This is a genomic window from Lysinibacter sp. HNR (genome assembly GCF_029760935.1).
GTDB lineage: Bacteria > Actinomycetota > Actinomycetes > Actinomycetales > Microbacteriaceae > HNR.
On sequence record NZ_CP121684.1, the window covers coordinates 2,844,616 to 2,858,955 of the forward strand.

Annotated in this window: 9 protein-coding genes; 1 reads left to right on the forward strand and 8 read right to left on the reverse strand. The window is 57.6% G+C overall.

Annotation, left to right across the window (positions count from 1 at the left end):
* Window positions 1–536 precede the first annotated feature (536 nt).
* From FrondiHNR_RS12785 to FrondiHNR_RS12795, 3 genes are all read right to left on the reverse strand, one after another.
* Window positions 537–1,949 carry a hypothetical protein gene (locus FrondiHNR_RS12785; RefSeq protein WP_279353150.1) on the reverse strand — a complete coding sequence of 471 codons (1,413 nt, stop codon included), beginning with the start codon at window positions 1,947–1,949 and terminating at the stop codon, window positions 537–539.
* 612 nt (window positions 1,950–2,561) lie between these two features.
* Entirely contained in the window at window positions 2,562–4,718 is a 2,157-nt protein-coding gene (locus FrondiHNR_RS12790) for an Ig domain-containing protein (protein WP_279353151.1), read from the reverse strand.
* A 513-nt stretch (window positions 4,719–5,231) separates the two neighbouring features.
* Window positions 5,232–6,794 (reverse strand): AMP-binding protein, encoded by a 1,563-nt coding sequence (locus tag FrondiHNR_RS12795; protein ID WP_279353152.1) that lies wholly within the window; start codon window positions 6,792–6,794, stop codon window positions 5,232–5,234.
* Between the two features lie 187 nt (window positions 6,795–6,981).
* Between FrondiHNR_RS12795 and FrondiHNR_RS12800 the strand changes: the two genes are divergently transcribed.
* On the forward strand, window positions 6,982–8,688 hold the full coding sequence (locus FrondiHNR_RS12800) for an acyl-CoA dehydrogenase family protein (protein ID WP_279353153.1): 1,707 nt from the start codon (window positions 6,982–6,984) through the stop codon (window positions 8,686–8,688).
* Between the two features lie 113 nt (window positions 8,689–8,801).
* Here the strand turns inward: FrondiHNR_RS12800 and FrondiHNR_RS12805 are convergent, their stop codons facing one another.
* From FrondiHNR_RS12805 to FrondiHNR_RS12825, 5 genes are read right to left on the reverse strand one after another with little or no spacing between them, the layout of a single operon-like run.
* The gene (locus FrondiHNR_RS12805; RefSeq protein WP_279353154.1) at window positions 8,802–9,926 is read right to left on the reverse strand and encodes a Gfo/Idh/MocA family oxidoreductase; all 1,125 of its coding nucleotides are present in this window, start codon (window positions 9,924–9,926) and stop codon (window positions 8,802–8,804) included.
* Window positions 9,926–10,705 (reverse strand): sugar phosphate isomerase/epimerase, encoded by a 780-nt coding sequence (locus FrondiHNR_RS12810; RefSeq protein WP_279353155.1) that lies wholly within the window; start codon window positions 10,703–10,705, stop codon window positions 9,926–9,928. Before FrondiHNR_RS12810 ends, FrondiHNR_RS12805 begins: the two co-directional genes overlap by 1 nt.
* Before the next feature lie 19 nt (window positions 10,706–10,724).
* Window positions 10,725–11,582: an ATP-binding cassette domain-containing protein gene (locus tag FrondiHNR_RS12815; RefSeq protein WP_279353156.1), complete on the reverse strand. Its 858-nt coding sequence runs from the start codon at window positions 11,580–11,582 to the stop codon at window positions 10,725–10,727.
* A complete protein-coding gene (locus tag FrondiHNR_RS12820; protein WP_279353157.1) occupies window positions 11,579–13,399 on the reverse strand; it encodes a dipeptide/oligopeptide/nickel ABC transporter permease/ATP-binding protein in 1,821 nt (606 codons plus the stop codon). Before FrondiHNR_RS12820 ends, FrondiHNR_RS12815 begins: the two co-directional genes overlap by 4 nt.
* On the reverse strand, window positions 13,399–14,337 hold the full coding sequence (locus FrondiHNR_RS12825) for an ABC transporter permease (protein ID WP_279353158.1): 939 nt from the start codon (window positions 14,335–14,337) through the stop codon (window positions 13,399–13,401). Before FrondiHNR_RS12825 ends, FrondiHNR_RS12820 begins: the two co-directional genes overlap by 1 nt.
* Window positions 14,338–14,340: the final 3 nt, after the last annotated feature.

Here is a 14,340-nt window from a genome sequence, read left to right on the forward strand (position 1 = left end):
AGCATTTGCCTATGTGCATTCGATGGGGGGAGTCGAAAGCCAATCAGGGATTACAACTCATGAACTGTGCCCTGGATAATGGAGTCACCCCGGGCCACAAAGATCGCAAGCAATTAGGTATAAGCAAATTGTATCCTCATTCAGCCTTGATGCAATCACATATATTTCTTGTTGGGTCAACTGAGTTCACGTATTTTACTTTTTAAACATAAAAAACGTGCCCCCTGTATCCCCAACTACCTATTTTATGCGTTGATAAACAAAAAACTCCTGCTGATACTGATAATCAGCCCGAAGATTGCCGTGAGAATAGCGTGAACAATAAATATCACCCCTTTTTAAGCCGGGTTAATAATTTTGTTTTGATCCTGGAAAAACAATAATTTCACACCGCAAACCAAAATTTACAACCGGATATGCACTCAAAAAGCATAAATTCGGTATCCCATTACTTGCACTCAGTTCTTACTTCACGCTCTCCATCCCCATCACAAGCTTCAGGGAATCAGCGTGCAGTTATAACCTCCGCATTACCCTCACTGATGATTCAGCGCAGAAGCAATGGTCCAGATTACTGGATAGGTCACCAATCCCGTGAACATACCGTTGCTCGACGAAAAAGACGCGGTCAACTCAGTCGTCTGCGCGGTAACATCGTTCCAAAACAAAGACTCGTTTGCGTTTGCACTGGAACCGCCAGAGGCAACAAGCAAGATCTCCTCGCTTCCCACACCCGTAATGGTGTAACCGGGTGCTCCGTTAAACGTTGTTGCTCCTTCGGGGAGAGAAAAAGCTCCCCCGTGAACGTTCTGATCGCGGACAGACAGATTCACCCACTCATTAAAAACGATAGAAGAGAGGTCAGTAATCTGATTTGCATCCAGATTAATATCGTAGGGATACAGAAAACCTGCAAGCGGCCCCACATCAGTGATGCTGTTATTACTCAGATTCATCACCATCAGATACGGTGACTGCGTAAGCGGCCCCACATCCACAATGAGGTTAGAGGAGAGATCCACCAAAGACAGTGAAGAAACGTTGTTCAGGGGTGAGAGATCGGCAATGCTATTGTGAGCTAACCAAATCTGGGATAACTGAGCTTTATCGCTCAGCGCGGAGATATCTTCAACACCGGCACCCTCAAGCACAAGCGCCACCAGGCTATCCATGCCGGATACAAACCCCAGTGTGCCATCGGTGTTTCCCGCCGCGCCCAAGTTAAGATCGGTAAGCGAGATGAGGGTAGCCAATGGATCTGCAGATTGAAACGCTGTTCCTGAAAGCGAAAGGTGCTCCAACTGGGTAAGAGGGGACAGCGGGGCGAGGTCGGTAATCGTGCTGTTATTAAGATCCAGGTAGGTTACCTGAGTAAGGTCAGCCAAAAAATCATAGTTGTTAAGCCTCAGATTGTTCAGGGTAAGGGAACGCAATACTGTGAGCTCAGCAAGCTGTTCAGGGTTATCAAAACCATCAGAGGTCAGGGTGAGAAATAGGAGTTCGGGCAGTGTGGTCAGGGCAGAGATATCACGTACGGTGGAGGTCTCAATCTTGACACTCGCGAGCTGCGACAACCCACTAAGTGGCGAAATGTCGCTAACCTCAGAGAGTGGTCCCAGCTCAAAAACCCGCAGGTTAACCGCATATTCCATTCCTGCAATTCTCTGAGGGGCCGGAGAGTCGTCATATCCGACGCTAAAGTATTGAAGCTGTGCCATATCTCCCACCGTGATGGGGGTTGATACGTCTCGGCTTAGCAACTGATTGACCAAATAACTCAGGACGGAGTCTATTCCCTCAATAACACGGTCGGGATTATCAACAGCCCGAGACACAGAAGCTGGCACCAGAGGCTGCTCCCGCAGGTCACGCAAACCGTCCAGGGTGTCATTTCGTGTTTCTACCGCCGAACGAAAAGCCGCGTCGGTAGCTCCAGAAGCGATACCCATATTCACAGTGTGATCTCGACCTGTGTTCGGTAAACTGCGTGAGTCTCGGGTGTCGGTTAGATGAAAAGTCGCGACCTCCTTCGGAAGCGGCTGCGGTTGAGCAACAGCTTGGACGGGAGAGAAAGCAACAAGGGATAACGCCAGAATCAGGCCAGCCGCCACAGCGGCATAGACCGTATAGCGCGGACCTCTCCGGAACAGTGTCAGATCACGCGCTTTATTGTTCGATAACGATGTATAGATGTGCAGAGTCACGATAGCCTCATAACGATCGGGGAGATGAAGGGGAAACAGGGGGCGCAGACGAGGAGCACACACGACACAGCCTCACTCTGCAGACGAGAAAAACCTCGCTGGATAAGCTGTTAAGTTGTAAACCGGGGAGATGTTGCCCTCAAGTCTATGTGAGGCCGATATGCGACCACCCGCTCCCGAATAGTTTTCATCCCTCGAAGGATTTAGAAAACCACCACCGGGGCATGAGGCGGCAAGCTAAGCGCTACTGGCACGTCGAGAGCACACGCCTGAACGCTGACAACACGAAGAAAGACTCTCGCCCCCCCCCACCCCTTTTCGATAAGGCGTGGAAGAACGAGAGTCTCGTGCAGGTTTTTACCTCCTGCTTTTCGCGGGTAGAACAGCACCCCGCAAACGATGACGCAAGGCAAGCACCCCGCCGAGGACAATCAGCAAGGCTGCCCCCACTAGTTGCGAGGAAAAACCATCAGAGCCTGTATGCGCAAGCGATGCTCCCTCGTTATTCTTGCCTTTTTCCCCATTTGAAACAGATTGCCCAACGGGAAGCGCCGCATCAGAGCCCCCCGGAGTCCCCGGCTGTTTCGGACCCTCTGGCCCTTCGGGAGCCTCAGGGCTCTCCGGAACCTCAGGGCTCTCTGGAACCTCAGGGCTCTCTGGAACCTCAGGTCCTGGATCCGGCATCGTCGCGAACACCATAACTGAGTGCTCACGAACATCCGACCCAGCAGCATTCCGAGCCTCCACCATAAACGAGAACTCACCAGCCTCACCCAGAGTCCCTGAAATCGCACCCGTAGCCTCATCCAGTTCCAACCCCACAGGCAACGAACCATCCAACACCGTAAACGTCATCGGAGTAACACCCGTTGCAGTAACACTATGCGAGAACACCTCACCCACAACACCATTATCAGGATCACCCGAAGTAATCACCGGAACATCAGCCACAGCCCACACCCGAACTGAGTGCTCTTGCAGATCAATACCAGCCGGATTTCGAGCCTCCACCATAAACGAGAACTCGCCTACCTCTTCCAGCGTCCCCGAGATCAGGCCATTTTCCTGAAGCTCCAGCCCTGTCGGCAGTACACCCGCTCCTAGGGCAAAGATGATGGGCTCCGACCCGGTAGCTGTTACCGTGTGTGAATGATTTTCACCTACAACACCATCACCCATCACAGGAGAGGTAATCACCGGAACATCAGCCACAGCCCACACCCGAACTGAGTGCTCACGAACATCTGACCCAGCAGCATTCCGAGCCTCCACCATAAACGAGAACTCACCAGCCTCACCCAGAGTCCCTGAAATCGCACCCGTAGCCTCATCCAGTTCCAACCCCACAGGCAACGAACCATCCAACACCGTAAACGTCATCGGAGTAACACCCGTTGCAGTAACACTATGCGAGAACACCTCACCCACAACACCATTATCAGGATCACCCGAAGTAATCACCGGAAGGTCTGCTTTCTCCCACACACGCATCACATAATTCTGGACAATATATTCGCGCTCACTTGCTCCCAGAACCCAAATCCAAACCTCAAATTCCCCTGCTTCACTTGGCACACCAAAGATCACGCCACTACCTGGGGCAAAATTCAACCCAGACGGCAATGCGCCGTCTTTAATACCAAAGAGCACCGGGGGGTGGCCAATGGTTACTATTTCATGGCGATATTCCTCCCCCACGAAGCCGGGTGCTGGGGAACCCGAGAGAACCTCTAGTGGAGGCCACCCTGTGACCGTATGCTGTTGTGTGTCTACCCCAACATCATTCCGAGCTTCCACGGTAAACGTGGAGTCGCCGAGCTCTTCCCACACTCCCGAGATCACACCCGTGACCTCGTCCAAGACAAGCCCGGCAGGAAGTGAACCTTCCAACACACTAAACGTCATAGGCCCGCGTCCCGATGCGGTAATAGTGTGCGAAGCTTCCAAACCTACAGTGCCATCTCTCATCACAGGGGACGTAATTACCGGCTCCTCTGACAGCACTCGCATCAGGTAGCCACGCGTGTCTACCCCAAACTCATTTCGCGCCTCCAGCGTAAACGTGAACTCGCCGGCCTCTTCCGGGGTTCCTGCTATCACACCCGTAACCGCGTCTAGTTCCAATCCAGCAGGCAAGGAACCGTCAGACACGCCAAAGGTTACCGGATCAACCCCCGTCGCCGTCACCGTGTGTGAGAACGGGCGTCCAACCATACCGTCCTCAGGGTCGCCCGATGTAATCACTGGAGGCTCTTCGACAGCAAGAACCAAATCGTAGGACAAACTATCGTCGTAATCGCTGGACAGCCTTACTTCCTCAGCCTCAGCCGAGATGTTCTGTTTGTTGTCCTCGTTTGTTTTGCTCTTTAGCGAAGTTTTGTCGGCACTATCATCGCCCTGATCCTCTTTCGGAACAGAAACGGGCGGAGAGGGATACACCACCGACTCCGCATTTTCGGTAGCGTCTTGTTCCAGAACAGCTGCTTCGTAAAGCGTGTCCATCTTCGAGGGCATTTCGTAATCCAAAAAGGGCAGAGAAGGCCTGCGCACCCGGCGCAGTTCCCGTGCTAAATGCAACAAAAAATAAGGAAAATACGAATATGCCAGCTTTATAGAAAAGGCTTTTTTTCACCACAGTGACCCCCAATAATTCACACTAATATATACTCAGTCTTACTAAGCTACATTCATATGGTATTTGGCAAAGGCTGAGCAAAAGCCGATGTTTAAGCTTCAAGAAAAGAGATATTTTAGGCATCTATTTTCGAGACAATGCGCGAAAACGGCCCTGCGACACTGGCCTTTAACCCAGCCAGACACCCCCGATCCACCCCTTATTTAGTGGACACTACTTACGGAAAGTTAACAGAAAACAACTAGGATACATCAAGGAAATAACCCCGTGTCCACCGGTGCGCACCCGGAGCAAACGACATCCTTATGATGGATCACAGATAAAAAGAAAACCTCAATCCACTAGTGAAGCTGTGGCATATTATTACCTCATTCATCGTGTCACGGTTTCCATCAGCTCTGCGCCGCAAGCTCCACTCGAAGAATGTGTTTGGTTACTTTACCGGAGGGGTTACGCGGCAGCGATGGACGAAGAACCACCTCCCGGGGTATTTTGTATCGGGCGAGAAGAGGGGTCAGAAAATCCCGCAGTTCCTGTACTTCAAGAGATTTATCGGGCTGTGTGACCACAACCGCAACGATCGTTTCACCCCACTCGGGGTGCAGCCTACTGATAACGGCAACATCCTGAACGTGCGGATGCTGACGCACGCTCTCCTCCACCTCAAGCGAGTACACGTTTTCACCACCCGTAATAATTACATCTCGCAGGCGATCAACAATAAACATGTAGCCGTCGGAATCTAGTCGAACTACATCACCCGTGACATACCAATCATCCACAAACACACCGGCACTTGCCTCTGCATCACCCAGATATCCCAGCATCCTCGTATCGGAGCGAAGCCAAAGTTCACCAACCTCGCCGGGACGAGCATCCGTACCATTTTCTGTAACGACTCGAGAGTCCACACCGGGCATCCCCGCCGACCCAATCGAACCGGCCTTGGACTCTTGATCCTCAGGGCCAAGAACGGTTCCCACCGGGCCCATCTCGCTCATGCCGTACACCTGGTAGAAAGCACCGGATCGATAGGCCCCTCTCATCGTGCGCATCATCCCGGCGCCCACCGGCGCGCCACCCACTACCCACAGCCTCATACTTGATAAGTCGTAAGCCATCGGATCTGAAACCCACTCTGAGACGGTTCGCAACGGAGCCAGATATGCTATGGGCGCACCAAAGAAAACCGTAATCTTTTCGCTCTCGACCACCCTCAGAAACTCGCGGGGTTCGTACTCTCGCAAAAGCACGCTCGTAGCCCCCATGAAGATCGCGGAAAGAAACCAGTTGTTCAGGGGCGAGGCGTGCCAAATGGGCATGGCAAGGAGCAGTCGGTCGGTGGTTTTAAACCCCACCGCAGGAACCGTGTAGGTGGGCACCGTGCTCAGACCACGATGTGTATGCACGCATCCCTTGGGGTTGCTCGTTGTGCCGGAGGTGTAAAGAATCTGCCCAATCTCCGACTCCCCCACAGAAACACCAATCCAGGGAGTGGCGGTCTCCACAAGAGCGTCAAAGTCCCTGCTCCTCCCCGCGGCGGCTATGCCCGGACCTACCCCATCCACTTCATCAGCACCCTCCGTGACCAGGCGAAGAAGCTCCGGGGCAGCCTCGGCCACAACCCCCTCCAGCGCGGCATCAACCACAACAGCCACCACAGCACTGTGTTCTAGAAGGTAACGAACCTCCGTGGCCGCAAGCTTGTGGTTTACCGGCACAAGTGTGATACCGGAGCGCCACAGACCAAAAGCTGCGATCACAAACCCCGGGGTGTTGTAGGTCATCACGGCTACTCGATCACCCCGCGTGATGCCAACATCACGAAAAACAGCGGCAGCCCGCTGCGAAGCTTCTACCAGCTCGGAATAGGTGTAGCGCCTCTCCCGATAAACCAGAGCCTCCTTGTGTGGAAACTTACGTGCGCTGCTCTCCAACATTGTGCTCAGATTCATCTGGGTGCTCCTCTAGTTCAACGTCGCTGTTGTGGTTGTGGCCTCTTGCCACAATCAAAGATTCCCTTGCATCAAGCTGCAGCACCCATCCCGGGTTAGCCGCGCTTCATTTAAGTATTGAACCATGGTTCAATGTTCCTGGGAAGACTTTTTTCGCGCACGCCCACCGGGCTCGGCAGGAGATACCATGACACACAGAAGTGCGGCATCCACCACAGCAATCAGCCATCCGTTGCCAAGAACAACCCACACGGTACACAACCAGGCACCGCCGCGCCATAATCTTAATGAGTTTCAGTCGTTTCCCGTTCTACACGAAACGGTAAAGACCTTCGGCGCGGAGTGGGCAACAGGGCACCTCACCGAGGTTGGAGACCTGGTGGGCAGCGCTCAGTTTCAGGAGGATTCACGCCTGGCCAACACCCACACCCCTACACTCAACACCCACGATCGGTGGGGCAATCGCATAGACGAGGTCGAGTACCACCCCGGCTATCATCGCATCATCGGACAGGCAATCGCGCACGGAGCCCACACTTCGGCGTGGGCAGAGCCCCGGCCGGGTGCCCACGTTGCGCGGGCCGCGGTGTTTTCGCTTTTTGCGCAGGTTGAACCCGGACACGCCTGCCCCGTCTCCATGACCCACGCGGCGGTTCCCGCGCTCCAGCACGAATCTGCGCTGGCCGGGCTCTGGCTGCCCCGACTCTATTCGCGGGGGTACGATGCGGAGCTCACCGCACCAACAGAGAAGGTCGGGGCACTCCTTGGCATGGCCATGACCGAGAAGCAGGGCGGCTCCGATGTGCGTGCCAACACCACCCGAGCGGTGTACGTGGGAAGCACGGGGGGCGTTGAGAGCTACCTCCTCACCGGCCACAAGTGGTTCTGCTCGGCCCCCATGTCAGACGGTTTTCTCGTGCTTGCCCACGCCGAGCGGGGCGGGGCAGAGGAGGGCCTCTCCTGCTTTCTGGTGCCGCGGGTGTTGGAGGATGGAACGCGCAATGTGTTTCGCATCCAGCGACTCAAAGACAAGCTAGGGAACAAATCTAACGCGTCCAGCGAGATTGAGTTTGACGGAACCGTGGGTCACCTCACGGGTGAACCCGGCAGGGGGATTCAGACGATCATCGAGATGGTGGCGCGCACCCGCCTCGACTGTGTGCTGGGTAGCGCCGCCGGTATGCGGCAATCGGTGGCGGAGGCCCTGTGGCATGTGCGGCACCGGGCGGCGTTTGGGCGCACCCTCGTCGATCAACCCGCCATGACCTCCGTGGTGGCGGACCTGGCCCTCGAGTCCGAGGCGGCCACCATCACCGCCCTGCGATTGGCCGCCGCTCATGAGAGCGAGGCGGATCTTTCGGAGCGGGCGTTCCGGAGGCTCGCCACCGCGGTCAGCAAGTACTGGATTTGCAAACGCGGACCCGGTCACGCGTACGAATCCCTCGAGTGCCTGGGCGGCAACGGATACACCGAAACATTCCCCCTCGCCATGCGCTACCGCGAACAGCCCGTAATGGCCGTATGGGAGGGGTCGGGAAACGTTATCGCGCTCGATGTGCTGCGCACCATGCGGCGCGAACCCGAGAGTGTGGAGGCGTTTGATGCGGAACTCGCCCGGGTGTGGGGCGAGAATCCTCTTCTTGACGAACACATCGCGGCAACACGTCGGCTCATCGGCGAGGTGGGTCAGGCCGATGCGGATGTCGCACAGGCTCAGGCGCGTCGCCTGACAGAGATGATGGCCCTGGCGCTACAGGCCTCCCTCCTGGTGCGCTACTCTCCCCCGGCCTCGGCAAGCGTTTTTATCGAGAGCCGGCTGGGGGACGATCGCGGATACCACTACGGAGTGCTTCCCCGCGGAGCGGACACTCACGCGATTCTCACGCGGCACTGAGCGCTCGACAGGAACCAAACGCACGCAAATCGGCAGCGAACACGCGGGCAAGAAAAAACGCTCAATAATAAGGGAGGCTGCACCAACCAGATCGTGCAGCCTCTCTTACACTCCTAGAGCGTCTGCTGAAACGGATCGAAGTCAAGCGGGAGCGTGGGAACTCGTTCCACCCGGCTTTCCACCGACACAAACTGACCCGTGGAGATCGACTCCTCAATCCCAATCATGGCGTCGAGCACATGCAGGCCCAGCTCACCCGTTGCAATGTGGGGGCGATTAGCACGAATTGCCCGGGCCATCTCAAGGACACCCAGACCCCGCCCGGTCACCACACCCTGCTCCGGCACCGTCTCCCACTCGTTCACGATGGGGAAGCTAAACTCCCGGGGTCCTCGAGTAATTTTTACCTCACCGCTAAACGAGTTGGGGTCGGGAATCGACATGGTTCCCTCGGTTCCCGTCACAATCACCTGACCCATCGAGGCCAGGGGCGAGTCAAAGCTGAGCACGCTCTGCGACACCGCCCCCGACTCAAAGTGTGCAATCGCGGAGACGTGGGTAGGAACCTCCACGGGGAAGCTCTCCCCCGCGCGCGGCCCCACCTGCACGGTGCGGCGCTGCTGCGCTATCGATCCGACCGCGGCCACCCGATCAATCGAACCAAAGATGTGCACCAGCGACGCAATATAGTAGGGACCCATGTCAAAGAGAGGCCCGGCTCCCTGCGCGAACAAAAAATCGGGATTGGGGTGGAAAACATCGGGCCCAAAGTATTGCATAACGGTCTGGGCGGAGAGCGGCACCCCGATGTCTCCCCGCTCGATGGCGCGCCTCGCGGTTTGGATGCCCGGCCCCAGCACCGTGTCGGGGGCGACCCCCACCCGCTTCCCCAGCTGGTGGGCACGCTCCACCAGGGCCTGACCGCTCCCCCGGTCAACACTGATGGGTTTTTCCGTCCACACGTGTTTTCCCGCCTCGATGCTCGCGAGGGCAACCTCCGCGTGAACGGCGGGGATGGTGAGGTTCACAATCACCTCAACGTCGGGGTTAGCCAGGACATCCTCTGCCGACCCCCACGACTCAACCCCGTGTTTGCGGGCCTGCTCCTCGGCCCGCTCCACGTCCAGATCACCCACGCTGTGCACCTTCACATCCGGGAAACTCGTCAGGTTTTCCAGATAGGTTTCGCTGATCATCCCGGCTCCGATAAAGCCGATTCCCACGGGTGAGTTGCTCATTATTTCAGTCCTTTCTGCGAGAGGTAGCGGTAGCTCTCTTTGATGCCTTCAAAAATGTCTCCGGCGTATTGATCAAACTCGATCACCGCATACGCGTTTGCCGGGGCGGCGGCCAAGATGGCGGCAATATCCACGGCCCCCTGCCCGGCCGGCGTCTGGTCAAAGGGGTCGTCACCGAGGGGTCCGTCTTTAATGTGGAGCGCCGCCACCCGCGAGCCGAGGCTGCGTAAAAGCTCCGGGGTGTTTGCCCCGCCCACGGTGGACCAGTAGGTGTCCACCTCAAGAACCACCCGGGGGTCAAGCCGGTCGGCAAAAATCTCAAATCCGAATTTACCCCCGGACGAAAACTCCAGCTCGTGCGCGTGATTGTGATAGCCGACCCTGAGGCCAAAGCCCGCGGCCACATCCGCCGCTTTGTTGAGCGCATCGGCGGTGCGGTGAATGTCATCCACGCTCTGCCAGCGATCCGGCGCAACGTAGGGGTCAATCACAGTATCTGTGCCCAACTCTGCCGCAGCCTCAAAGGTTTTTTCGGGTGGCGGCACGGGAATCACCTGATCACCAAACTTCAGCTCTGTGGAGAGAAACGGGCCGTGGGCGGTGGGAACCGACAGCCCGTAACGCGCAAACCCCGCGCGCAACTCGGCGGCCCGCGGCACAAAGTTAAAGCCCTCCACGTTGCGCAACCCAATATCAGCCAGTTTGCCCAGCGTGCCGTCGAGATCGGCGTCAAGCTCCTCCCGAACCGCGTAGAGCTGTACCGAAATTTCCTGTGTCATGATCATCCTTTATCTATTGTTATGAAAGCTCGTGCGTTGATTCAAGGGAACCGACCAGGGCGGCACGAGCAGCACGCCTCTCGGCTTGAAGGTCAACATCGGGAACGGGGGCGGCCATGAGCAATCGCTTCGTGTACGGATGCTCGGGATGCTCCGTCACCCGCATCGCGGCTCCCTGCTCCACGATGCTGCCCCGATACAGCACGGCTATTCGGTGACTCAGGTGCCGCACCACATCCAGGTCGTGCGATATAAAGAGGTAGGAAACGCCCGTGTCACGCTGGATCTGCAAAAACAGGTCGAGGATTCTGGCCTGGGTGGTGAGGTCAAGCGCGCTTACCGACTCGTCACAAACGATCAGCCGGGGCTCAAGCGCGAGCGCCCGGGCGATGGCAACCCGCTGCCTCTGTCCGCCGCTGAACTCCCTCGGGTAGCGATCGATGCTGTTTGCGGGGAGGCCCACCTGATCAAGCAGTGTCGCCACCCTCTTTCGTGCATCCGCTCGCGCGGTTCCCTGCACGGTTATCGGCTCCGCCAGGATCGCCCCGATTGTCATCGAGGGGTTGAGCGAGGTGTAGGGGTCTTGGAAAACCACCTGGAGATCACCGCTGATCCTGCGCCTCGCTGCCCGGGTGGCGTGCGAGATGTCTTCTCCATCGAGGATGATTGTGCCGTTTGTGATGGGGGCCAACCCCAGGATGGCCCGCCCGATTGTGGTCTTACCCGACCCGGACTCCCCCACCAGGCCCAGGGTCTCGCCCACGCCTATGGTGAGGGAGACGTCCGACACCGCCCGAAACGGCCTGCGGCCAAATCGTCGCGAGCGATACTCCACGTCTAACCCCTGAACGCTGAGGAGTTCTGTGTGCTCACTCATGCTTCCTCCTCCGTCGCGTATACAGCATTCGCTCTAACCTCATCCGGGGAGCCGAGTAGGGTGAGGGGAGTTTTACCCTGCAGCATCGAGTTAAGCAGGTTCCTGGTGTACTCCTCACGGGGATGCTTCAGAATCTCGCGAACAGTTCCCTGTTCCACCACCCGCGCCCGCTGCATCACCACAACCCGCTCGCAGAGATCCGCAACAACACCAAAGTTGTGGGTCACGATAAGAACGGCCATGCCCAGGCTGCTCTGTAAATTACGGATCAGGTCAAGAACCTCCGCCTGCACCGTGACGTCGAGTGCGGTGGTGGGCTCGTCTGCGATCAACAGGTCGGGTTCGCAGCTCACGGCTCCCGCGATCAGCACCCGCTGGGCCATACCCCCGGAAATCTCGTGGGGGTAGGCCTTAAAAGTGCGCTCGGGGTCGGTGATACCCACAACCGCCAGGAGCTCCAGCGCGCGGGATCGAGCTGCCGCCTGCGACATACCCATGACCTTCACCAGTGGGCGGGTGAGCTGATATCCGACGGTGAACATCGGGTCCAGATTCGACATGGGTTCCTGGGGGATATAGGCGATCCGCTTTCCGCGAAGCGGTGCCAGGCGGGCCTCCGAGACGGCACCCGTGGTGCGGCTGACCAGCTCGGTGGAGTCAAACACGATGTGACCCCCGGCGATGTGCGCCGCGTCGGGGAGAAGCCCGAGGATGGAAAACGCGGTCTGGGTCTTTCCCGATCCCGACTCCCCCACCAGACCCAGAATCTCTCCCCGTTTCACGTGAAACGAGACGGAGTCCACCACGGTTGTGTGGGTGCCGTCAACCCTCGGATACTGAACGGTAAGGTCGCTCACCTCGAGGAGTCCCTGCATCGTCGGAACCTCAACCACCTCGGTTACCGTGGCCCCGTCAATCGGGGCGCGCGCCGCCCGCAGCATCTTATTGGTGGCGGGAGCCTTTTCGTCATCCTCCAGCGCGTCACGCAGGGCGTTACCCAGGAGGGCGTACGCGGCGGTGACCAGCGAAATCGCGAGCCCCGTCCACAGAAGCGGAAGCGGCGAGATAAACACGTTTCGGAAAGCCTCGTTGAGCATCGATCCCCACGAGGGAACCGTCTGATCACCCAGGCCAAGAAACTCCAGCCCCGCCTGCACCCCGATGGCGATACCCGCCACGAGCGCCGCCTGAATCACGATGGGCGCGCGCACCACGGTAAAGATGTGTCGACCGAGGATGCGCGAGCGCGAAAGGCCGGCCACTCGGGCCGCATCAACGTAGAGTTCATCCCGCACCGCGATCACGGAGGTTCGCACCAATCGATAAAAGCCCGGGGAAAGGATCACCCCAAAAACCGTCATCGAGATCCACACGCTCGGCCCCAGAGCGGCGGCGGTCGCGAGCAGCACCACAATGGCGGGGAGCGAGATGAACATGTTGGAGACCCACGAGGCAACCGAATCAAACCAGCCACCAAAGTACCCGGCGATCAGCCCCGCCGGAACGCCCACAACCATGGCAACCATCGCTCCGAGAGCACCGGCGGCCAGGGTGATCTGACCACCGTAGAGCAGGCGCGAGAAGATATCCCGTCCCGCGCTATCCGTTCCAAGGAGATGACCGCCTCCGGGGCCCGCCATAACCCGCGCCAGATCCGTGGAGTTGGGATCGAAGGGCGCAATAACCCCGGCAAACGCGCTGAGGATAACCGCAACACCAAGAACCACAATCGAGACAAGCCCCAGCGGGTTGCGCAGCACCCTGGCCACCAGAGGGGGCCGCTTGATTGCTTCTGAGAGACCCTCTACCGTCACCATTACACACGCACCTTCGGGTTGAGCCAACCGATCACCAGGTCAATCATCAGGTTAACCACGATGACCATGCACACGGTAAAAAAGACCACTCCCAGAACCACCGGGAGATCCCCCTTAAGGGTTGACTCCACGGCCAGGTACCCGATTCCCGGGAGCGCAAAGATCTGCTCCACGATCACGGCCCCACCCAGGAGCCCCACAAATTGCAGGGCAAGCACCGTGAGCGCGGGTGGAGCGGCCGAGCGAAGCACATGCTTCACCAGTATTTCGCCCCTGCCGAGTCCACGGCTCGTGAGGGTGCGAACGTAGTCGCGCCGCAGCACCTCGAGGAGCGAACTCCGGACCTGCTGCGCCGTGGAGGCAACCGTGGAGAGGGTGAGGGCGGCAACGGGAAGGATGAGGGAGAGCGCCCATCCCCCCACGTTTTCGTGAAACGGCACAAATCCCGTGGCGGGCAGGAGCTTGAGCTGGATGGCAAAGAGCGTTACGAGCACAATCGCCACGATAAAACTGGGAATGGCATATCCTCCCACGGCCAGAACCTGCACGGCGCGATCGATCCAGCCGCGACGAACGGCCGCCGCCATCCCAATCACCACTGAAAAAATCGCCGACAAAACGATGACAATAGTGACAATGGTGAGAGTAACGGGCAACCGATTAAGGATGGCCTGGGCAACGGGTTCGCTGGTGAACCAGGAAATCCCAAAGTCACCGCGAATGACCCCGGCAAACCACCCCAGAAGCTGACCAAGAATTGGCTGGTCAAGGCCGAGCTCACTCGATTTTGCCGCCACCTGCTCGTTTGTTGCGTAGTCTCCCAGAAGGTTCCGCGCAATATTTGACCCCGAGGAGAACACCAGCATAAAGGTCAGGGCGGATATCACCGCCAAGAGAACAATCCCGGAGAGCAGACGCTTCGATACAAAGGCAAGCATGTC

What these genes read in the sequence shown, in the direction of transcription:
- FrondiHNR_RS12785 (WP_279353150.1), bottom strand. Translation starts at nt 1,949, where the DNA reads ATGGGTATCGCTTCTGGAGCTACCGACGCGGCTTTTCGTTCGGCGGTA.
- FrondiHNR_RS12790 (WP_279353151.1), bottom strand. Translation starts at nt 4,718, where the DNA reads ATGCCCTCGAAGATGGACACGCTTTACGAAGCAGCTGTTCTGGAACAA.
- FrondiHNR_RS12795 (WP_279353152.1), bottom strand. Translation starts at nt 6,794, where the DNA reads ATGAATCTGAGCACAATGTTGGAGAGCAGCGCACGTAAGTTTCCACAC.
- FrondiHNR_RS12800 (WP_279353153.1), top strand. Translation starts at nt 6,982, where the DNA reads ATGACACACAGAAGTGCGGCATCCACCACAGCAATCAGCCATCCGTTG.
- FrondiHNR_RS12805 (WP_279353154.1), bottom strand. Translation starts at nt 9,926, where the DNA reads ATGAGCAACTCACCCGTGGGAATCGGCTTTATCGGAGCCGGGATGATC.
- FrondiHNR_RS12810 (WP_279353155.1), bottom strand. Translation starts at nt 10,705, where the DNA reads ATGACACAGGAAATTTCGGTACAGCTCTACGCGGTTCGGGAGGAGCTT.
- FrondiHNR_RS12815 (WP_279353156.1), bottom strand. Translation starts at nt 11,582, where the DNA reads ATGAGTGAGCACACAGAACTCCTCAGCGTTCAGGGGTTAGACGTGGAG.
- FrondiHNR_RS12820 (WP_279353157.1), bottom strand. Translation starts at nt 13,399, where the DNA reads ATGGTGACGGTAGAGGGTCTCTCAGAAGCAATCAAGCGGCCCCCTCTG.
- FrondiHNR_RS12825 (WP_279353158.1), bottom strand. Translation starts at nt 14,337, where the DNA reads ATGCTTGCCTTTGTATCGAAGCGTCTGCTCTCCGGGATTGTTCTCTTG.